The sequence below is a fragment of the Cupriavidus sp. H18C1 genome (assembly GCF_049311595.1).
In the GTDB taxonomy this organism is placed as follows: Bacteria; Pseudomonadota; Gammaproteobacteria; order Burkholderiales; family Burkholderiaceae; genus Cupriavidus; species Cupriavidus cauae.
This window is the reverse complement of the sequence record NZ_CP186008.1, coordinates 1,123,012-1,142,122: the sequence shown is the minus strand read 5'-3', so window position 1 is coordinate 1,142,122 and position 19,111 is coordinate 1,123,012. Positions and strand designations below refer to the sequence as shown.

Below are 19,111 nucleotides of genomic sequence, written 5' to 3'. Positions count from 1 at the left end.
CGGCCTCGCTTCCCGATATATCAGACCGTGCCATACCCAACGCCAGAGCCCGCTGCCTGGTGCGTCTGGCGTTTCACTTTATACGCCAAACCGCGCGGGTGTGCAGTGCACTGCCTAGACCCCATATCAATGACAGGGGCAAAACAACGCGCCTGCGATGACGATCACGGCGACAGGCGCGCGATGCGCCAGCTGCCGTCGGCCTGGCGCAGATAAGCGATGCGATCGTGCAGCCGCGACGGGCGGCCCTGCCAGAATTCGACGCGCGTCGGCGCCACGCGATAGCCGCCCCAGTGCGGCGGCCGCGGCGGGTTCTCGCCGAAGCGCTGGCGGAATTCGGCCTCGCGTTGTTCGAGCAGCGCGCGGTCGCTCACTTCCTGGCTCTGCGCCGAGGCCCAGGCGCCGATGCGCGAACCCAGCGGCCGCGAGGCAAAGTAGGCATCGCTCTCGGCCTCGCTGACTTTCTCGACGACGCCTTCGATGCGAACCTGCCGTTCGAGCTGGACCCAGTGGAACAGCAGCGCGGCGCGCGGATTGACCGCGAGGTCCAGCCCCTTGCGGCTCTCGTAATTGGTGAAGAAGGTGAAGCCGCTTTCGTCGATGCCCTTGAGCAGCACGATGCGGGCCGAGGGCTGGCCGCTGGCATCGACGGTGGCCAGCGTCATCGCATTCGGCTCGGGCAGCTTGGCGGTCAGCGCTTCCTCGAACCAGCGTTCGAATTGCGCGATGGGTTGGGGCGCGACATCGGCTTCGGTGAGGGAACCGAGCACATAGGTACGACGGAGATCGGCGAGTTGCGTCATGGCGGGAAGGGCAGCGGCATGGCCGCGGCGGGGATGGCTGAAGATTCCTGAACGGGTCTCCGATCGCGTCGGCACAGCTGCGTGCGCGGCCGATATGCGGATCCGGATGCCTGGAGTATAGCGAAGGCATCCCGGCCCGCGAGCCGGCTCGGGCGATGTTCCAACCAGGCTCCAATCGGTGGCTGCAAGCCTGAGCTCGAACCCCGGGGCTCGAACGCGCGCGCAGCCTCAGGCGGCGGGCGGCGGCAGCTTGCGCGTCTGTCCGCGCGAATAGTAGCCGGCCACGCCCATCGCGCCGGCCATCGACAAGAAGATCGGCAGCATGCCCAGCGCGGTGCCGACCACGCCGAAGGTCAGCGGCCATACCACCTGGCTGGTGTTCAGCACGGCCGAGCGCAGGCCCAGCGCCTCGCCGGCGCGGCCCGACGGCGACGCGCTATGCAGGATGTTCATCACGTTCGGCTGCGCGCTGCCCAGCGCCAGGCCCAGCACGAACGCCAGGCAGCACATCAGCCAGAAGGTCGAGACGAAGGGATAGAGCAGGTACGCGATGCCGCCGACCAGCAGCGCGCCGCGGATGATCTTCCATTCGGACAGATGGCGCGTGACCAGCGGCATCGCGATGCGGATCGCCAGCGTGGCGATGGCGAAGGCGCCGAGCACCCAGCCGATCGACGAGGGCGACAGGCCGACGCGCGTGCCCTGGATCGGGATCAGGAAGGCATGCAGGTCCCAGGCGGCGGACAGCACCGCGCTGGCGACGAAGACGGCGCGCAGCTCGGGCACCTGCAGCAGATCCAGCGCGGAGCCGCGGCTGCCGTCGAGCGCGGCCTGGCGCGCCGCGCCGGCGCCCTGCGCGGGCAGGCGGTCATGGACGAGCCGCAGCCCGATCTGACCGATCAGCGCGACGCCGACCAGCAGCAGGAAGGCGGGACGATAGCCGGCGTGCTCGATCACGTAGCCGACCACCACCGGGCCCAACGTGCCCGATACCGACAGGCCCAGCGCATGCCAGGTGTAGTTGCGAAGACGGGTCTCGTCGGTCGACAGCTGCCCGATCAGCAGCTGCATCGCGACCTGGACCAGCATGAAGCCGACGCCGATCAGCGCGCACGAGGCGTACAGCGCGGCGACGCTCGGCCAGATCGCCGGCAGCAGCGTGCCGCCGACCACCATCAGCGAGCCCGCGGTCATCGGCCGGCGCGGCCCGATCTGGTCGATGCGGCGCCCGGCGCGGATCGCCAGCAGCATCGGCAGCAGCGCGTACAGCGACATCAGCACGCCGAGCGTGATGGTCGAGGCCTTCAGCGAAATGGCAAACAGGGAAACGACGACGCGGCTGGCGTTGAACGCCACGTGGTTGCACACCGTCAGCGCGATCAGAACACTGATCGGCATGGCGGCGGCGGAATACGGCGTCATTCGTGCAAGGACCGGAGCGGAGGGGGTGAAACGGCAGGCCGGAACAACCGGGAAAAGACGAACGGGGGGCGGCATGCGCCGCGCCCCGCAACAGGCCGCGCCCTGACGGGCGCCACCTGCAAATTGCCATCCGTTTACAGCGTGGTGTTGTGCATCGAGCCGCCGCTACCGCTGGGCGTCTCCATGTAAATGGCCATTTAATTATGGGACGCTTGTTGACAGCGTGCAACGGTCTTTTAGGTTTTGGTGCACAGAAAGGGGGCGTCGGCCCGGGAGTGTTGCGCTGGAGCATCGATGCCCGACGCACCAGCGCGGGGAAGTGCATCGGGCAACGCGTCAGCCGCCCTGGTACATCGGTGTTCTGTTGGGCGCGGGCGACGGTGCGGCCGGCGCAGTGGGATTCTGGCGACGCGGCTCCGGCTCGTTGCCGCCCGCCGGTGCCTGGGCCGCCGGGGCCGCCGGAGCCGAGGCCGGTGCGCGGCGATCGCGGTACGTCTTGCCCGGCGGCGGCGCGGTCGGCCGCTTGCGCAGTTCGGCCAGCAGCTTGCCGCACTGGCTCTCCTCGGCCGGCGACAGATCGATCAGCGGCAGCACCGTGGCGACCGGCGCCAGCAGCGCCAGCGCCACCGCGCCGCCGGCGCGCAGCGCCAGCACGCCGATGTCCGGGCTGACGCGCGGGTCCTTCAGCGTGCCGCCCACATACAGCGGCGAGCGCAGCGAGAACACGCGCATGCCCTTGGAGTCGGGGTTGATCGTCAGCCCCAGCCGCTCGCTGGACAGGTCGATCACGCCGGTGGCGTTGATGATCGCGTCCTGCGTGTCGATGACGAAGGTGCGGGCGCGGCCCATGCCGTTGGTGAAGGTGAAGTCCGCCACGCCGCAATGGATCTGCACCGGCTTGTCGCCGAACAGCTTGGCGATGATCACGCTGCCGACGTTCAGCCCCATCGCCTCCAGGATGAACTTGCTGATGGTGCCGTTCTCGACCAGCAGCCGCGCCTCGCCGTTGGACGAGCCGAGCAGCGCCGCCACCGAATTGCCGGTGGCCGACAGCTTGGCGGCGCCGTTGATCTCGCCGATGCTGGCGCGCATCGATTCGAGATTGGGAAACAGCTGCTTGATCTTCAGATGGCGCGCCCGCATGTCGATGGTCGCGCCCATCGGCGTGCGCTTGCCGTTCAGCTGCAGGGTCGAGCTCAGCGTGCCGCCGGCCACGCCGAAGTTCAGCGGCTTCAGGTTCAGCACGCCGTCCTGCAGCACGATATGGGTCTCCAGATTGTTGATCGGCAGATCGACGTCGCGGATGATGCGCTGGCCCGTGAAGCGCACGTCGGCGTCGATATCGTCCCAGCGTTCGGTGCGGAACGGCGCCACCGGCAGCGCCTTGTCGGCCGGCTGGCGCACCGGGCTGCGCGCCGCGGCCTGGCCGGGCTTGGCGTCGGCCCCGATCAGCGGCGCCAGATCCTCGAAGCGCAGCTGCCTGGACACCAGTTCGCCGGCCAGCAGCGGGCGCGGCTCGCGCTGCGTATAGGTCAGCGTGCCGCCCAGGTCGCTGCCGCCGACCCGGCCGGTGAAGTTCTGATAGCGGTAGACCGACGCGCCCTTGCGCAGCGTCGCGGTCAGGCGGCCGTTGGTGCGGTACGGCGGCGTCTCCGGCAGCACGACGCCGGTCAGCGGGTACAGGTCGGCCATGCTTTCGCCGGACAGTTGCAGCATCAGGTCCAGCGCGGCCAGCCGGGCCGGCTCCGTCAGCGTGCCCTCGATCTGCGCGCGGGTGCTGCCGACGCGGATATCGGCCTGCAGCGGGTAGGGCCGGCTGGCGTCGCGCAGGTTCAGCACCGCACCGGCCTTGCCGTTGGCGTTGATGGTGGCCTTGTTGTAATGGCCGACCGCGCGCCAGCGGATGCCGTAGACCGGTTCGCCCTTGCTGTTGGCCGCGGCCGCGGAGGCCGCCGCCGCCGAAGCGTTTGCGGCCGCTGGCACGCTGGCGCCGCGCGCGGGGGCTGCCGAGGCGGCCGGCGCGGAGGATGGGGCGGCCGAGGGTGCGGACGATGGTGCCGACGATGGTGCCGACGATGGTGCCGACGATGGTGCGAGAGGGCCGTCGCGATCCTTGTCGTACAGCGCGGCGTCGCCGATGGTCTCGAGCGTCGCGCGCAGCTCGATCTTGCTGGCCGCGTCGTTCAGCGCCAGATGGCCGCGCGTCAGCACCACCTCGCCGATTTCCAGATGCCATTGCGATGGCTCTTTATCTTCGCGGGTGGGGAAGGTCCAGTTGTTGCGCTTGTCGGCCAGCCGTTCGAGCGCGACGGAGGGGCCATCGATGGTGATGGTCGGCAGCGATATCTCGCGTGCCAGCAACGGCAGCGGGCGCAGCAGGAACACCAGCTCGCGGGCGGTGGCGAGGTTGGGCTGCTGGGTCCAGTCGGGATTGCCGATCGTGATGTCGCGCGCGGACAGCCGCGGCCACGGCACCAGGCGCCGCCAGCCGCTTTCGCCTTCGGGGCGGCGCCAGGTCAGGATCAGGTCGCCGTTGACGGCGAAGGGGCGCCCGATGGCATCGCTGACCTTCTCGTTGAGCCAGGGCTTGAGGCGGTTCCAGTCGAACAGCAGCACGAAGGCCACCACCGCCGCAATCAATACCAAGGGCGTCAACACACTCCACAGCACGGCCTGGCGGCGCATCGACATGAGGGGCTCCTGGCCGGCGCACGCGCGAACCGGACCGGTGCGCTGGCGCGGCTGACGTACCACGTTGCGGCTATTGTATAGTTGCGCGCCGGGCCCTCCTGTCGGCATGCGACTGACATTGATGCCCGCGCTTTTCGCATTTTTTGCCCGCCGCCGCTGCTGCAACTCTTCGGCAGGCGGGTCCAAGCCGATGGTGAAGTCCTCGATGGCCGACGACCCTAACGCAGACTCCCGGGCCGACTTCCGGACCGACTCCCGGGTCGATTCCCGGAGCGACTCCCCCGGTCGAAACCCGGGCCGACTCCCGGGCTGCCTCCCGCTCCGACTTCCGGGCCGACTCCGGCCCCGACCGCAATGACGATCCCGCCGCCGCGCAGGCGCTGGCGGACCTGCCTGCCGCGCTGCCGCATGACAGCGCCGAGGACGACGACTATCACCGCCGCTTCGGCGGCGTGGCACGCCTCTACGGTGCCGACGGCCTGGCCCGGCTGGAGTCGGCCAGCATCTGCGTGGTCGGCATCGGCGGGGTCGGCAGCTGGGCCGCGGAGGCGCTGGCCCGCAACGCGGTGGGGCGCATCACGCTGATCGACCTCGACCATATCGCGCCGTCCAATACCAACCGGCAGATCCACGCGCTGGGCGACGAGTATGGGCGCGCCAAGGTCGAGGCGATGGCCCAGCGGCTGGTGCAGATCAACCCGCGCGTGCGGGTGCGTCCCGTGGACGATTTCGTCACGCCCGACAATGTCGAGGCGCTGCTGGCCGGCCACGACTACGTGATCGACGCCATCGACGCGGTCAAGGTCAAGATCGCGATGCTGGGATGGGCCCGGCGCCAGCGGCTGCCGATCGTCACCTGCGGCGGCGCCGGCGGCCAGCTCGACCCGACCCGCGTGCGCGTCGCCGACCTGTCCCGCACCATCCAGGACCCGCTGCTGGCCAAGGTCCGCGCCGGGCTGCGCAAGCAATGGGGGCTGCCGCGCGACCCGAAGAAGCCGTTCGGGCTGCCGGCGGTGTATTCCGACGAGCCCTTGCGCTATCCCGAGCCCGAGCAGCAGGCCTGCGAAATCGACGAGGCGCCCTTTGCCGACGCCGCCCATCGGCGGCAGGGGCCGCAGGGGCTGGCCTGCGCGGGCTTCGGTTCGTCGGTGGCGGTCACCGCGGTGTTCGGGTTCGTCGCGGCTTCGGTGGCGCTGAGCGCGATCGCGCAGCCTGGCTGACCGGCCCGGTTCCAACGGCTGGCGGTTTTCTCCCCTCGCCGCTTGCGGGAGAGGGCCGGGAAGATGGCCGGGGAGAGGGGCCGGGAAGATGGGCGCGGCGGCGCCGATGCCTGCGATATCGCCCGGCACCCGCCGTTGTCCCCCTTCGCGACGAGTTCGTGCGCTCAACCCCGCAGCGCGTCGAGCAGCCGCGTCACCTCGGCCTCGCCGGGCGCGAGGTTGTCGAAGTAGATCAGCTCGGGATACTCGGCCGGATCGGGCATGAAGCGCCGCTGCCGATAGTCTTCCCAGTGCGCCAGCTTGTAGGCATCGTTGGGATTGCCGCGCCGCACGATGCGCGCGTGCGCCTCGTCCTCGGGCAGATGGACCCAGACCACGCGCACCGTGGTGCCGGCCGGCAGCGCCAGCCACTGCGGGTCGCTGAGGCGATGCTCGCGGATCTCGCGCGACAGCGGGCCGATCACGATCGCGCTGATGCCCAGCGCCACGTTCTCGCGGGCGGTATCGAGCAGGCCCTGGTATTCCGGATCGCGCAGATGCTGCAGGTAGAGCGGGCTGTCGCGGTCGTTCGGATCGCCGGTCAGCGCGCCCATCGCGGCGGCGCTGTAGCGGCCGTACAGCGTGTCCTTGTCGAGCAGGCAGAACGGTTCGCCGGTGGCCTCCATCAGAGGGCCGATCAGGCGATGGGCCAGCGTGGTCTTGCCGGTGCCGGCATGTCCGCAGAAGAAGATCAGTCTTGGCATCGAAGGGGAGCGGGCGAGGAAGCGGGGAAGAAGATTGGCGGGCAACCAGCTGGCAACTCTGCAGACGAAGCGGGGAGCCAGCAGGAACGAAGCGGGCGGCATGCGGAGACGACGCGGGCAACCAGCGGCGTCGGCGCGGGCGCCGGGCGCGGGATTCGGTATCCTTGCGCGTATCCCTGTGCCTTCGGGCATTCCGCGCAGCATAACCGATCGCCTTCATGACCGTTTCCGCTCCCGCTTCCGCCTCCCCCGGCCTCCCCCGGCCTCCCCGGCCTCCACGGCCTCCACGGCCTCCCCCGGCCTCCACGGCCACGCCCGATCTCGACAGCAGCGCGCTGCCGGCCGACCTGCATCTGGGCGAGCCCGTCACCGACCATACCCATGCGGAGTTCGTGCTGCTGCTGCAGGCCGCCCAGCGCGCCAGCGACGAGGGCTTTCTGGCCGCGCTGGACGAGTGGATCGACCACACGCGCTATCACTTCGACATGGAGGAGGCGTGGATGGAGGCGATGAACTTCGGCCCGCGCCAATGCCATGCCGGCGAGCACCGGCAGATGCTGGAGATCGTCGACAAGGTCCGCGCGAAGGTCGAGCAGGAAGGGGACTTCGAGACCGGGCGCCGCCTGGTGGCGGAACTGCCCGGCTGGTTCGCGCTGCACGTGCGCAAGCAGGACGCCGCGATGGTGGCCTACATGCGGCAGAACGGCTTTACGCTGGTGGAGGGGCCGGCGGGGTAAGGGGAGACGGCCGGGGGGAGACGGCCGGGGGAGAGGGCCGGGGGAGAGGGCCGGGAGAGAGGGGCAACCGCGCCCTCTCGGCCCCGCAACCTCAATTCAACGCCGCACTCAACTGCCGGCGCCAGCGCGACACCGCCTCGGGCGTGTCGCCCATCATCTCGAACACCGACAGCATCGTCTTGCGGCCGACATCGTCCTCGAAGCCGCGGTCGGTGCGCACGATCGCCAGCAGCTGTTCCAGCGCCGGTTCGTATTGGCGGCGGGCGATCAGCAGCCGCGCCAGATCGAGGCGCGCCCGCAGATCCGCGGGGTCGGCGGCGATGCGGCCGGTCAGCGTGCCTTCGTCGGGCAGGTCGCCCAGGCTCTTCATCGCCTCTAGGCGCGTCTGCAGCGCGGCATAGGCGTCGTGCTGCGGCGCCCGCGGCGTCAGCATGCCGAACTGGGCTTCCGCCTCCTCCAGCGCATTGCCGTCGAGCAGGAAGGCGATGTAGTCGATGCGCGCCTCGTCGAAGCCGGGATCGAAAGCCAGCGCGGCCTGGAAGGCCTCGCGCGCAATCTCGCGATTGCCGCCGGCGGCCGCGTGGCGCGCCTCGCGCAGTGCGATCTGGCCCGGGTTCGGCGTGACCCGCGCGATGAACTCGCGCAGGCCCGATTCGGGCAGCACGCCGATGAACTGGTCGACCGGCTTGCCGTCGACGAAGGCCACCACGTGGGGAATGCTGCGCACCCCGAAGTGGGCCGCCAGCTCCTGGTTCTCGTCGACATTGATCTTGGCCAGCTTCCACTTGCCGCCGGCCTCGCGCTCGAGTTTCTCCAGCAGCGGGCCCAGCGTGCGGCACGGTCCGCACCATGGCGCCCAGAAGTCCACCAGCACGGGGACGCTGCGCGACAGCGCAATCACGTCGTGGTCGAAGTTCTGCAGGGTGACGTCGCTCATTCCTTGCCTCGCTGTTCGTGAATTCGCCAGATATCGCGTGGATCCGCGGGAGTCCCGGGAAATCCTTGGGAGTCGCCGGGACTCGCGGGTCGCATGATTCGGCCCGAGGCGCGGAATCGCGCCGCACGGCCGTTTCCTTGTGTGGATGTGGGGACGGCGCCGCTCATCTCAACCCCGCTTGCGGGAATCTACCCCCTTGGAAATAGAACGGTCGTTCGGTTATATTGCTTGACGATTCGCCGCCGGGGCTGCTTGCCGGCCGCGGTGGCGCCGGTGCCCATCGTTCGACAACGATGGCTCGGCAACGACGCACGAGAACCGGTTGCAAAGACCGCTCAGGAGACAAACGCATGCAGACCCAGAAGCCCGCCGCGCGCCCGCATTTCCAGTTCTGGCCCAAGCGGGCGCCCACCGCCATCGTGCTGCCCGAGACCTCGCTGTGGGTCAATCTGGAGGTGTCGGCGCGCCGCTATGCCGACAAGGCCGCGATCCGCTATTTCGGCAAGGCCATCACGTTCCGCGAGCTGGAGGCGCAGGCCACCGCGCTGGCGGGCTGGCTGCAGCGCGAGGCCGGCGTGGCCAAGGGCGACCGGGTGCTGCTGTACATGCAGAACTGCCCGCAGTTCATCGTCAGCTACTACGCGATCCTGCGCGCCGACGCGGTCGTGGTGCCGGTCAATCCGATGAACCGGGCCGAGGAATTCAAACACTACATCACCGACGCGCAGGCCCGCGTGGCGATCTGCTCGGCCGATCTGGCCGGCGGCGCCGCGGCCGCCAACGCCGAGCTGCCGCGGGAGCAGCAGCTGCAGCATCTGCTGGTGACGCAATACGCCGATGCGCTGCCCGAGCGCCACGAGCACCCCGAGGACGCACCGCCCGCCTGGCTGACCGCCGAGCATGCGCTGCCGGCCGGCGCCGTGCAATGGCGCGACGCGCTGGCGGGCGGCCACCAGCCCGGCCCGCATACCGCCGGCCCCGACGACATGGCGGTGATGCCCTATACCTCGGGCACCACGGGCTTCCCCAAGGGCTGCATCCATACCCATCGGTCCGTGATGCACAACGTGGTCGGCGGCTCGACCTGGTCGGGCTCGGGCGCCGAGTCGGTGATCCTGTCGGTGCTGCCGCTGTTCCACGTGACCGGCATGCAGTACGGCATGAATGGTCCGATCTACAGCGGCGCCACGGTGGTGATGCTGCCGCGCTGGGACCGCGAGGTCGCGGGCCGGCTGATCTCGCGCTACCAGGTCACGCACTGGACCAATATCCCGACCATGGTGATCGACTTCCTGGCCAGCCCCAACCTGGCCGAGTTCGACCTGTCGAGCCTGCGCTATATCGGCGGCGGCGGGGCGGCGATGCCGCAGGCGATCGCCGAACGGCTGCGCGAGCAGTTCGGCCTGAACTATCTCGAGGGCTACGGGCTGTCCGAGACGATGGCGCCGACCCACAGCAATCCGGCCGACCGGCCCAAGCTGCAGTGCCTGGGCGTGCCGACCTTCAACACCGATGCGCGCGTGGTCGACCCGGTCACGCTGAAGGAGCTGCCTCCGGGCGAGGTCGGCGAGATCATCGTCTGCGGCCCGCAGGTGTTCAAGGGCTACTGGGGCAAGCCGGACGCGACGCGCGAGGCCTTCATCGAGTTCGAGGGCAAGACCTTCTTCCGCACCGGTGACCTGGGCCGGATGGACGAGGAGGGCTATTTCTTCATCACGGACCGGCTCAAGCGGATGATCAACGCGTCGGGCTTCAAGGTCTGGCCGGCCGAGGTCGAGAACCTGCTGTACAAGCATCCGGACGTGCAGGAGGCCTGCATCATCGGCACGCGCGACGCCTATCGCGGCGAGACGGTCAAGGCCGTGGTCGTGCTGAAGGCGCACGCGAAGGGCAAGACCACGGCGGACGACATCATCGCCTGGGCCAAGGACAATATGGCCGCCTACAAGTACCCGCGCGTGGTCGAGTTCGTCGACGCGCTGCCGAAGTCGGGGACCGGCAAGGTGATGTGGCGCCAGTTGCAGGAAGCCGAGAACGCGCGCCTGGGTTGAGGGCGCACGGTGCCGGGCGGGGCGAGGCGTCCCGCCCGGGGCGCCTCCCCTGGCGTGAGCATCGGCTACGGACGCGAAGCCGCCGGCAAGGCGGTCGGCCCTCCGCGGGTGCGATTGCACGTCGGTCGCGCGACCGATCCCGCGATCGGTCAGTGCCCGCGCACCCGCATCAGCATCTTCACCATCGTCTTGTAGCCGCGCTCGCGCGCATGCCGCGTGGGCGTGACGCCGTCGCGATCGGCCAGGTTGGCGTCGGCGCCCGCATCGAGCAGCAGCTGGACCACGTGCTCGTAGCGCGCGCTGCCGTCGCCGAGCACGATGGCCTCCAGCAGCGCCGTCCATCCCAGCGCATTGACATGATCGACCGGCACGCCGGCTTGCAGCAGCAGCTTGACCACCTCGGGGTTGCCATGCTGCGAGGCCGCCGTCAGCGCGGTGCCGCGATAGCGGTCGGTGCTGTGCGGATCGGCCCCGTGTGACAGCGTCAGCCGCACCAGCTCCACCTGACCGCTGGCGGCGGCCAGCAGGAAGGCGCTGTTGGCCTGATCGTCCTTGTGATTGACATCGGCGCCCGCGTGGATCAGCGCGCGAGCGGCCTCGCCATGCCGTTGATAGAGCGCGATCAGCAGCGCGGTGCGTCCGCGCTCGTCGGCGGCATGCGGCGAGGCGCCGGCGCCCAGCAGCTTGCGCACCAGCGCCGCGTCGCCAAGCGAGGCGGCGGTCAGCAGATTGCGGTTCAGCGCGCTCAGCGCGTTGTGCGGCCGGCCGGCGCTGCCCGGCTGCGTGGCGGCCCGCTGGGAGGGCGACGACGAAGGCGACGGCGAGGCGGGCGCGGGCGAGGAGGAACCGGGACGGGCCGCCATCGACACGCCGGCGGGCCCCGACAGCAAGGCCCCGCCGAGCAGCAGCCCCGACAACCCCAGCGCTTCGGCGACCATCAGGCGGCGGGCTCGGGCGGGGGCGGGCATGGCGGTCTCCGGTTCAGGCGGCGTTGGCCGGTTCGCAGTCCGCGGCCGGCTCGCCGGCCGGTTCGGCGTCGGCGGCCTGGATCTGTCGCCACAGCCGGCCCAGATAGGGATCGTCGACGCCGTGGGTGGCCAGGCCCAGCAGGGTCTGGTGCAGATAGTCGCGCGCCGGGCCGTACAGGCCGGTGGCGCGCCGCAGGCAGGTGACCACGCGCTCGTCGGGCAGGCGCCCGGCATAGGCCTCGTGGGCGCGGTTCATCACGAAGGCGAGCGCCCGCTGCGGTGGCGCCTCGCCGTCGAGCTTCACGCGCAGCCAGCGCGGATGGTAGGCGCCGGTCATCATCTCGCGGCGCCACAGCACGCGGAATTCCTGCTCGACGACATGGCTGGGGATGCGGAACACCATGCCGTGGCAGCTGCCGCCGCGGTCCAGGCCCAGCACCAGGCCGGGGTTGTCCCAGGTGCCGCGATTGATGCGCGAATAAAGGTAGAAACCGCGGTGATAGCCATGCACGGTCGCGAGCCGGCGCTCGGTGTGCACCACCATCGGGTTCCAGATCAGGGAGCCGTAGCCGAACAGCCAGACGTCGCCGTGCATGTCGGGCTGGTCGGGCCGGTGATCGAGCGTGGAGCGCAACGAGCGCTCGAGCGCGTCTTCCGACAGCAGCGAGGAAGCCACCGGGGTACCGCCCAGCGTGGTCCGCAGCCGGTCCGCTTCGAGATCTTGTCGGGTGATGGCCATGGTGCAAGCATAATGCAAAGCCGGGCAGCGGGAGGCTTGCTACACCACATGGCGGGGGGATGTCGGCGTGGGGCAACGGTACGGAGGTACCCACTGCCGGCGGGGTGGCGGCCGATGTTGCGCCGTCCTTACAATGGCTGCCAACTACCAGGAGGGATGGACCATGGCGCGAACGCTTACGGTGGCCTTCGGCACCGGCAAGGAATTCGAGTTCACCATCGGCGATACCGAACTCGCGGGCATCAGCGACGATGCCGGCTGGCGCTGGTTCGATCGGGAGTATGCGGAGCTCGACTGCCAGGCTTCCAGCCCGGTGGGCAAGGTGCTGGTCATCGACAAGATCCTCAGCGTGGCGCGCTTCTCGGGCGAGCAGCGCTTCACCAGCGATCCGGACTGGGCCCGGGAGTACGCGCGGCATGCCGCGCATATCCTGGGCCGCGATCGGGTCCGCGTCGACGTGGGCAACGCGTCGATCGGCTTCTGAGCCGGCCTGCCGGCTCAGTCTTTCCGGAGCGTCAACCGCCTCAGACGGCCAGCAGTTCCACTTCGAACAGCAGCGTGGCGTTCGGCGGAATCACGCCGCCGGCGCCGCGTGCGCCATAGCCCAGGTCGGCGGGAATCACCAGCCGGCGCGTGCCGCCGACCTTCATGCCCTGCACGCCTTCGTCCCAGCCGCGAATCACATGGCCGGCGCCCAGCGGGGAACACGAAGGGATCGTTGCGATCCTTGCTCGAATCGAATTTGCGGCCGGCCTGGCCGTTCTCGTACAGCCAGCCGGTGTAATGCACGGTGACATGCTTGCCCGCGGTCGCTTCGGCGCCCTGGCCGGTCACGGTGTCTTCGTATTGCAGGCCGGAAGGAGTGGTGATCATCGGTCTTTCCTTTGTGTGACTGCGCGGCGCGGCCTTTGGGGGCCGCGATGCGCGTGGTGATTCGGCGCACGGGGCCGCGCCGCCATGGCTGGCGCGCTCGGTGCTGCCGAGCCGGCAGTGTACCCGCAAGCGTTGATGGGTTTGGCGTCAGGCGCCAGGGGTCAGGCGTCGGCCCGTTGCCAGGTATCCAGGCGCAGCTGCACACTGCGCTCGTCGTCGCTGAACCAGATCTCGCCGTCCTGGATCGTCACCGTCAGCCGCATCGCGCGGCGGGCCATGCCGGCCAGCGCGTCGACCGCCTCGCCCGGCACCGCATGCACGGTCAGGTTGCGCAGCTTGCCGGCCTTGCCGGCGATGCCCTTCCACCATTCGCGCGCGCTGGCGGGCTGGTAGGCGAACACGGTCACGCGCGCGGCGCGCGAGGCGGCCCGCTTGAGCCGCGTCTCGTCGGGCTGGCCCAGGTCGATCCAGTGGTCGATCTCGCCGGTCAGGCTGCGCTCCCACAGGTCCGGCTCGTCGGGTTCGTCGAGCCCGCGGGTCAGGGTCAGCGTCTCGCCGGCCGCGCAGGCGAACGCCAGCAGCCGCACCATCATGCGGGCGTCGTTCTCGGACGGGTGCTGCGCGACGGTCAGCGCGTGGGTGCCGTAGTAATGCCGGTCCATATCGGAGATCGACAGCTCGGCTTTGCAGATGGTGGACTTCAGGGCCATGGGGGAAGAGGGGAGGCGGCACGCCGGCCGATGGCGCGGGCAGGATGCCCGGCACGGCCGGCCGGCAAAGCGCGCATGTTACCCGATCACCGCCTGCATGACGGTGCGGACGGCATGGCGGGGGGAGCAGGAAGGAGGGTAGCGGAAGCTGCGGTGGAAACCGCAGCGGAAACGACAGCGAAAGCAGCAGCGGATACGACGGCGGAAACGACAGCGGAAACGACAGCGGATACGACAGCGGAAGCGGCAGCGCCGCGCGCCGGATGTCCGGCACGCGCGCCGCGGCGGTCAGCGGGACTTGCGGTAATCGCTGAAGTAGAAGCGCAGCACCGCGGAGGCGATCACCAGCGCGAGGAAGGCGGCGGCGATCACCATCGCCTGCCCGGCGGGACTGTCGATCTGCCCGTTGACGCCGAGCTCGACCAGACGGCCGACGACCAGCATCACCAGCACCGGGATCACCAGGGCGCGGCGACCGTAGGTGCGCATCACCCAGGCGGGGAAGTTGCGCAGATGGCCGACGAAATCGCGCGGAATGCTGCAGATCAAGCACGCCCCTGCGGCAGCGAGCGAAGCCGCCACCACATCCCCCAGTCCAATCCCGATCATGATTCCCCCGTCCCGTCGCACCCAGGCGAAAAAGCCAGGGCTAAATTTTGCAAAGCGCTGATTCTACAGAAGATTTCGGGGTTTCAGGTGTCGCCGGGTCGACCTGTGACAGAAGTCAACGGTCTCTTTCAGGGCACCAGCACGGGCAGCAGGAAAATGCCCAGCACGCACAGGAAGCCGAGCGTCCAGCACAGCGAGCGCAGCGTGGCGCGGTCGGCCAGGTAGCACACGGTGTAGAGCACGCGGATCACGATGAAGGCGACCGCCAGCTCGTCGATGCGCGCCTGCGGCGCTTGCAGGTGGCTGGCGCACAACACCGCGGCGGCGAACAGCGGAAAGGCTTCGAAATGGTTGCGGTGGGCGAGGTCGGCGCGGCGGGCGCGGCCGGTCTGCCGCTCCAGCCAGGCGCGCGGATCGTGGTTGTCGAAACCCGGCGCGCCCCATTTGGCGATGCCCACCGTGACGATGGGCAGGATGCCGGCGACCAGCACGCACCAGAAAGCGATCGGCATGGCGTTGTCCTTTGGTTCTGTCGTCGGCGCGTCGCCGGCGGTCAGGTAGCGCTCAGGTGACCCTTATGTGGCCCTTATGTGGCCCCCATGTGGCGCTTGTGGGCGCCTGTGTCTTGCTCAGGCGGCCCTCGATCGGGCCTCAAGCGGTCCCAAGCGGCACTCGGCACTCAAGCGACACTCGGCACTCAAGCGGCGCTAGGCACTCCAGCCCGCTAGGCACTCCAGCGCCGCTCCGCACTCCATCGGCCCTCAGGCCGCCACCACCCGGATCGTCACGCCCGGCAGCGTCACCACCTGGCCCGCGCGGATCTTGGCGGTCTTGCGCGATTCGGGCACGCCGTCGACCGCGACCTCGCCGGCAGCGACCAGCGCCTTGCCGGCGCCGCCGCTGTCGGCCACGCCGGCCAGCTTGAGCAGATCGTTCAGCGCGATGTGCTCGCGGTCCAGCGGGAAGGTCAGGGTCTGCATGATGAAGATTGGGGTTGGAGGTGGCGCCGGGCGCCGATTCCTCGGCGCGCCGGCGTGGGCCGCGGCAATTACTTGCCCCAGCTGTCCTTCAGTCCGACGATGCGGTTGAAGACCGGACGGCCGGGCTGGCTGTCGACGCGGTCGGCGACGAAATAGCCGTGCCGCTCGAACTGGAAGCGGTCCTCGGCCTTGGCCTCGCGCAGGCCGGGCTCCAGATACGCTGTGACCACGCGCTTGGAGTCGGCGTTCAATGCATCGAGGAAGTTCTTGCCGCCGGCATCCGGATGCGGGTCGTTGAACAGTCGGTCGTACAGCCGCACCTCGGCCTGCAGCGCATGCTGCGCGCTGACCCAGTGGATGTTGCCCTTGACCTTGACGCTGTCCGCGCCTGGCGTGCCGCTCTTGGTGTCCGGCAGGTAGTTCGCGTGCACGGCGACGACATTGCCGTCGGCGTCCTTGTCGACGCCGGTGCATTCGATCACGTAGCCGTAGCGCAGCCGCACCTTGTTGCCCGGGAACAGCCGGAAATAGCCCTTCGGCGGGTTCTCGTTGAAGTCCTCGCGCTCGATCCACAGCTCGCGCGACAGCGGAAACACCCGCTTGCCGAGCTCGGGCTGCTTCGGATGGACCGGCGCCGAGCACGCCTCGCTCTGGCCTTCCGGATAGTTGTCCAGGATCAGCTTGAGCGGATCGAGCACCGCCACGCCGCGCGCCGCGCGCGCATCGAGGTCGTCGCGCACCGCGCCTTCCAGCGTGCTCATGTCGATCCAGCTGTCCGACTTCGCCACGCCCACGCGATCGCAGAACAGCTGGATCGATTCGGGCGTATAGCCGCGCCGGCGGATGCCGACGATGGTCGGCATGCGCGGGTCGTCCCAGCCGTCGACGCGGCCCTCGTTGACCAGCTGCAGCAGCTTGCGCTTGCTGGTGATCGCATAGGTCAGGTTCAGCCGGGCGAATTCGTACTGATGCGGCAGCGGCTCGCGCAGCAGGCCGCAATCGCGCAGTTGGGCCAGCACCCAGTCGTACAGCGGGCGGTTGTTCTCGAACTCCAGCGTGCACAGCGAGTGCGTGATGTTCTCGATCGCATCGGAGATGCAATGCGTGAAGTCGTACATCGGATAGATGCACCACTTGTCGCCGGTGCGATGGTGGTGCGCATGGCGGATCCGGTAGAGCACCGGGTCGCGCATCACGATGTTCGGCGCGGCCATGTCGATCTTCGCGCGCAGCACGTGCTCGCCGTCGCCGTACTTGCCGGCGCGCATGTCGCGGAACAGCTGCAGGTTCTCCTCGACGCTGCGCTCGCGGTAGGGCGAGGGCGTGCCCGGCTCGGCGAAGTTGCCGCGGCTGGCGGCGATCTGCTCGGCGCTCTGGCTGTCGACATAGGCGACGCCGCGCTCGATCAGCTTCTCGGCGAAGGCGTACAGCTGGTCGAAGTAGTCGCTGGCGTAGTACAGGTGGGCCTGCGGGCCGCCCTGCGCATCGGTGCCGTCCCAGCTGAAGCCGAGCCAGTGCACCGCGTCGATGATCGAATCGACGTACTCGGTGTCTTCCTTGACCGGATTGGTGTCATCGAAGCGCAGGTGGCAGCGGCCGCCGTAGTCGCGCGCCAGGCCGAAATTCAGGCAGATGCTCTTGGCGTGGCCGATATGCAGATAGCCGTTGGGCTCCGGCGGGAAGCGCGTGATCACGGCGGGCAGCGGCCGGCCCTGCGCGTCGGTGCGGCCGGCATAGGTGCCGGCGGCCAGATCCTGGTCGATGATGCTGCGCAGGAAGTTCGAGGCGGCGGGCGTGCTGTCTTGGGCTTTCGGGTCGTGGCTCATGGTTTGGCCAGGTTGGGCCGCGGGTCGCGCGGCCGGCTACAGGGCGGATTCGGATTCGTGAAGGATCGGCGCGGATTTGCGCCGGGCCAGCGCGCCGGCGCCCCGGAGGGCCCGGCAGGTTGGCGGGAACCGGTGATTTTACCGTGCCGGCGCATCCGCCGCGCGCGCAATCTTGTGCGGCGCGCTAGCATGGAGTTCCTGTGCATCCCGAAGCGGTCCGCCAGCGGGCGCCCGCACTGCAGCCACCGGTTCGATTTGTCGATTCGATTTGCCGATTCGATGTGCCGACCCCACCGTCGCCATCGCATTGCCATCCCACCCCCATCGTTTTACGAGGAGCCCCATGCCATCGCCCGATCCCGCCGCCACCCTTGCCGCGCTGTGGCGCACCACCGGCCTGCCCGAGGCCGCCCTTGCGCAGGCGCGGCTGAGCGGCGCCGAACCGGTGCTGCCGTCGTCGTTCGCGGTCGGCACCGCCGCGCAGGCCAGCCTGGCCGCGTCCGCGCTGGCGGCCGCGGCGCTGTGGCAGCAGCGCACCGGCCGCTGGCAGCAGGTCGCCGTCGACATGCGCCACGCCATCGCGGAATTCCGCAGCGAGCGCTATCTGCGCGTCGACGGCGGCCCCGCGCCGGAGCTGTGGGACAAGATCGCGGGCGCCTATCGCTGCGGTGACGGCCGCTGGGTCCGGCTGCACACCAACTTCCTGCATCACCGCGACGGCGTGCTGCGCCTGCTCGGCTGCGCCAACGACAAGGACGCGGTGCAGGCCGCGCTCGGCAAATGGGAGGCCGAGGCCTTCGAGACCGCCGCCTCCGATGCGGGGCTGGTCGTCGCGGCGATGCGCAGCTTCGAGGAGTGGGACCGCCATCCGCAGGCCACCGCGCTGCGCGAGTTGCCGCCGATCGTGATCGAGCGGATCGGCGACGCGCCGCCGCTGCCCTTGCCGGAGCTGCCGGCGCAGGATGCGCGTCCGCTGTCGGGCGTGCGCGTGCTCGAATTCACGCGGATCATCGCCGGCCCGGTTGCCGGCCGTACCCTCGCCGCGCATGGCGCCGACGTGCTGCTGGTCACCGCGCCGCATCTGCCGTCGATCGCACCGCTGGTGATCGACACCGGCCGCGGCAAGCGCTCCTGCCAGCTCGACCTGCGCGACGCCGACGACAAGCACACGCTGCACAAGCTGCTGCACGGCGCCGACGTGTTCCTGCAGGGCTACCGGCCCGGCGGGCTCGCGGCGCTGGGCTTCGGCCCCGAGGCGGCGGCGCGCGCCCGGCCGGGCATCGTCTATGTCTCGCTGTCTGCCTACGGCCATGTGGGACCGTGGGCCGGCAAGCGCGGCTTCGATTCGCTGGTGCAGACCGCGACCGGCTTCAACGATGCGGAGGCCCGCGCCGCCGGCAGCGACGCGCCGCGCCCCTTGCCGGCCCAAGTGCTCGACCACGCCGCCGGCTATCTGCTGGCGGTGGGAGCGATGGCGGCGCTGCACCGGCGCGCCACCGAGGGCGGCAGCTGGCACGTGCGCGTGTCGCTGGCGCAGACCGCCCAGTGGCTGCGCAGTCTGGGGCGGATCGAAGCGGGCCTGAAGGCGCCGGATCAGCGCATCGACGACATCAGCGACCTGCTGGAAGCAGTGCCGTCCGGCTTCGGCATGCTGACCACGGTGCGCCACGCCGCGCAGCTGTCGGAAACCCCGGCGCGCTGGGAGCAGCCGTCGGTGCCGCTGGGCAGCGACGCGGCGGAGTGGTTGCCGCGCGGCGGGGCGAGATAGGCCGGGCCGATTTTCCCGGATATTTGGGAGCGGC

General features: G+C 69.8%; 17 protein-coding genes and 1 pseudogene. 5 read left to right on the top strand and 13 right to left on the bottom strand.

Annotation, left to right across the window (positions count from 1 at the left end; genetic code table 11):
- Nucleotides 1-164 precede the first annotated feature (164 nt).
- The 3 genes from pdxH to OJJOAM_RS05395 all read right to left on the bottom strand — a co-directional run bounded on the left by pdxH (nt 165) and on the right by OJJOAM_RS05395 (nt 4,916).
- Nucleotides 165-803 carry a pyridoxamine 5'-phosphate oxidase gene (gene pdxH / locus OJJOAM_RS05405; RefSeq protein ID WP_422649122.1) on the bottom strand — a complete coding sequence of 213 codons (639 nt, stop codon included), beginning with the start codon at nt 801-803 and terminating at the stop codon, nt 165-167.
- Between the two features lie 228 nt (nt 804-1,031).
- Nucleotides 1,032-2,225 (bottom strand): MFS transporter, encoded by a 1,194-nt coding sequence (locus tag OJJOAM_RS05400; protein ID WP_149317807.1) that lies wholly within the window; start codon nt 2,223-2,225, stop codon nt 1,032-1,034.
- Between the two features lie 336 nt (nt 2,226-2,561).
- Nucleotides 2,562-4,916, bottom strand: a complete 2,355-nt coding sequence (locus OJJOAM_RS05395) for an AsmA family protein (protein ID WP_422649121.1) — start codon at nt 4,914-4,916, stop codon at nt 2,562-2,564.
- A gap of 380 nt (nt 4,917-5,296) precedes the next feature.
- Between OJJOAM_RS05395 and OJJOAM_RS05390 the strand changes: the two genes are divergently transcribed.
- A complete protein-coding gene (locus tag OJJOAM_RS05390; RefSeq protein WP_422649501.1) occupies nt 5,297-6,136 on the top strand; it encodes a tRNA threonylcarbamoyladenosine dehydratase in 840 nt (279 codons plus the stop codon).
- Nucleotides 6,137-6,300: 164 nt separating this feature from the next.
- On the opposite strand, the gene OJJOAM_RS05385 is transcribed toward OJJOAM_RS05390, so the two are convergent.
- Nucleotides 6,301-6,879 carry an AAA family ATPase gene (locus OJJOAM_RS05385; protein ID WP_422649120.1) on the bottom strand — a complete coding sequence of 193 codons (579 nt, stop codon included), beginning with the start codon at nt 6,877-6,879 and terminating at the stop codon, nt 6,301-6,303.
- A gap of 218 nt (nt 6,880-7,097) precedes the next feature.
- Here OJJOAM_RS05385 and OJJOAM_RS05380 point away from each other — a divergent pair, with 218 nt between their 5' ends.
- The gene (locus OJJOAM_RS05380) at nt 7,098-7,616 is read left to right on the top strand and encodes a bacteriohemerythrin (RefSeq protein ID WP_422649119.1); all 519 of its coding nucleotides are present in this window, start codon (nt 7,098-7,100) and stop codon (nt 7,614-7,616) included.
- A 91-nt stretch (nt 7,617-7,707) separates the two neighbouring features.
- On the opposite strand, the gene trxA is transcribed toward OJJOAM_RS05380, so the two are convergent.
- Nucleotides 7,708-8,553 (bottom strand): thioredoxin, encoded by an 846-nt coding sequence (trxA, locus tag OJJOAM_RS05375; protein ID WP_422649118.1) that lies wholly within the window; start codon nt 8,551-8,553, stop codon nt 7,708-7,710.
- A gap of 350 nt (nt 8,554-8,903) precedes the next feature.
- Between trxA and OJJOAM_RS05370 the strand changes: the two genes are divergently transcribed.
- Complete coding sequence (locus tag OJJOAM_RS05370) at nt 8,904-10,604, top strand: long-chain fatty acid--CoA ligase (protein ID WP_422649117.1); 1,701 nt, start codon at nt 8,904-8,906, stop codon at nt 10,602-10,604.
- Nucleotides 10,605-10,753: 149 nt separating this feature from the next.
- On the opposite strand, the gene OJJOAM_RS05365 is transcribed toward OJJOAM_RS05370, so the two are convergent.
- Entirely contained in the window at nt 10,754-11,572 is an 819-nt protein-coding gene (locus tag OJJOAM_RS05365) for an ankyrin repeat domain-containing protein (RefSeq protein ID WP_422649116.1), read from the bottom strand.
- A 13-nt stretch (nt 11,573-11,585) separates the two neighbouring features.
- Nucleotides 11,586-12,311, bottom strand: a complete 726-nt coding sequence (locus tag OJJOAM_RS05360; protein WP_422649115.1) for a gamma-glutamylcyclotransferase — start codon at nt 12,309-12,311, stop codon at nt 11,586-11,588.
- A gap of 163 nt (nt 12,312-12,474) precedes the next feature.
- Between OJJOAM_RS05360 and OJJOAM_RS05355 the strand changes: the two genes are divergently transcribed.
- Complete coding sequence (locus tag OJJOAM_RS05355; RefSeq protein WP_422649114.1) at nt 12,475-12,795, top strand: hypothetical protein; 321 nt, start codon at nt 12,475-12,477, stop codon at nt 12,793-12,795.
- Nucleotides 12,796-12,835: 40 nt separating this feature from the next.
- Here OJJOAM_RS05355 and OJJOAM_RS05350 read toward each other — a convergent pair.
- The 6 genes and pseudogenes from OJJOAM_RS05350 to OJJOAM_RS05325 all read right to left on the bottom strand — a co-directional run bounded on the left by OJJOAM_RS05350 (nt 12,836) and on the right by OJJOAM_RS05325 (nt 17,309).
- A pseudogene (locus tag OJJOAM_RS05350) lies at nt 12,836-13,184 on the bottom strand (FKBP-type peptidyl-prolyl cis-trans isomerase).
- Between the two features lie 161 nt (nt 13,185-13,345).
- Nucleotides 13,346-13,894, bottom strand: a complete 549-nt coding sequence (locus OJJOAM_RS05345) for a YaeQ family protein (protein WP_422649113.1) — start codon at nt 13,892-13,894, stop codon at nt 13,346-13,348.
- A gap of 288 nt (nt 13,895-14,182) precedes the next feature.
- Nucleotides 14,183-14,503 (bottom strand): hypothetical protein, encoded by a 321-nt coding sequence (locus tag OJJOAM_RS05340; protein WP_226108327.1) that lies wholly within the window; start codon nt 14,501-14,503, stop codon nt 14,183-14,185.
- Between the two features lie 128 nt (nt 14,504-14,631).
- Entirely contained in the window at nt 14,632-15,015 is a 384-nt protein-coding gene (locus OJJOAM_RS05335) for an MAPEG family protein (RefSeq protein WP_422649112.1), read from the bottom strand.
- 249 nt (nt 15,016-15,264) lie between these two features.
- The gene (locus OJJOAM_RS05330) at nt 15,265-15,483 is read right to left on the bottom strand and encodes an RNA-binding S4 domain-containing protein (protein ID WP_226108325.1); all 219 of its coding nucleotides are present in this window, start codon (nt 15,481-15,483) and stop codon (nt 15,265-15,267) included.
- Between the two features lie 68 nt (nt 15,484-15,551).
- A complete protein-coding gene (locus OJJOAM_RS05325) occupies nt 15,552-17,309 on the bottom strand; it encodes a glutamine--tRNA ligase/YqeY domain fusion protein (RefSeq protein ID WP_422649111.1) in 1,758 nt (585 codons plus the stop codon).
- Between the two features lie 343 nt (nt 17,310-17,652).
- Here OJJOAM_RS05325 and OJJOAM_RS05320 point away from each other — a divergent pair, with 343 nt between their 5' ends.
- Nucleotides 17,653-19,077, top strand: a complete 1,425-nt coding sequence (locus tag OJJOAM_RS05320) for a CoA transferase (protein WP_422649110.1) — start codon at nt 17,653-17,655, stop codon at nt 19,075-19,077.
- Nucleotides 19,078-19,111: the final 34 nt, after the last annotated feature.

Coding starts and splice junctions, on each gene's coding strand:
- pdxH (WP_422649122.1), bottom strand. CDS start 803: ATGACGCAACTCGCCGATCTCCGTCGTACCTATGTGCTCGGTTCCCTC.
- OJJOAM_RS05400 (WP_149317807.1), bottom strand. CDS start 2,225: ATGACGCCGTATTCCGCCGCCGCCATGCCGATCAGTGTTCTGATCGCG.
- OJJOAM_RS05395 (WP_422649121.1), bottom strand. CDS start 4,916: ATGTCGATGCGCCGCCAGGCCGTGCTGTGGAGTGTGTTGACGCCCTTG.
- OJJOAM_RS05385 (WP_422649120.1), bottom strand. CDS start 6,879: ATGCCAAGACTGATCTTCTTCTGCGGACATGCCGGCACCGGCAAGACC.
- OJJOAM_RS05380 (WP_422649119.1), top strand. CDS start 7,098: ATGACCGTTTCCGCTCCCGCTTCCGCCTCCCCCGGCCTCCCCCGGCCT.
- trxA (WP_422649118.1), bottom strand. CDS start 8,553: ATGAGCGACGTCACCCTGCAGAACTTCGACCACGACGTGATTGCGCTG.
- OJJOAM_RS05370 (WP_422649117.1), top strand. CDS start 8,904: ATGCAGACCCAGAAGCCCGCCGCGCGCCCGCATTTCCAGTTCTGGCCC.
- OJJOAM_RS05365 (WP_422649116.1), bottom strand. CDS start 11,572: ATGCCCGCCCCCGCCCGAGCCCGCCGCCTGATGGTCGCCGAAGCGCTG.
- OJJOAM_RS05360 (WP_422649115.1), bottom strand. CDS start 12,311: ATGGCCATCACCCGACAAGATCTCGAAGCGGACCGGCTGCGGACCACG.
- OJJOAM_RS05355 (WP_422649114.1), top strand. CDS start 12,475: ATGGCGCGAACGCTTACGGTGGCCTTCGGCACCGGCAAGGAATTCGAG.
- OJJOAM_RS05345 (WP_422649113.1), bottom strand. CDS start 13,894: ATGGCCCTGAAGTCCACCATCTGCAAAGCCGAGCTGTCGATCTCCGAT.
- OJJOAM_RS05340 (WP_226108327.1), bottom strand. CDS start 14,503: ATGATCGGGATTGGACTGGGGGATGTGGTGGCGGCTTCGCTCGCTGCC.
- OJJOAM_RS05335 (WP_422649112.1), bottom strand. CDS start 15,015: ATGCCGATCGCTTTCTGGTGCGTGCTGGTCGCCGGCATCCTGCCCATC.
- OJJOAM_RS05330 (WP_226108325.1), bottom strand. CDS start 15,483: ATGCAGACCCTGACCTTCCCGCTGGACCGCGAGCACATCGCGCTGAAC.
- OJJOAM_RS05325 (WP_422649111.1), bottom strand. CDS start 17,309: ATGAGCCACGACCCGAAAGCCCAAGACAGCACGCCCGCCGCCTCGAAC.
- OJJOAM_RS05320 (WP_422649110.1), top strand. CDS start 17,653: ATGCCATCGCCCGATCCCGCCGCCACCCTTGCCGCGCTGTGGCGCACC.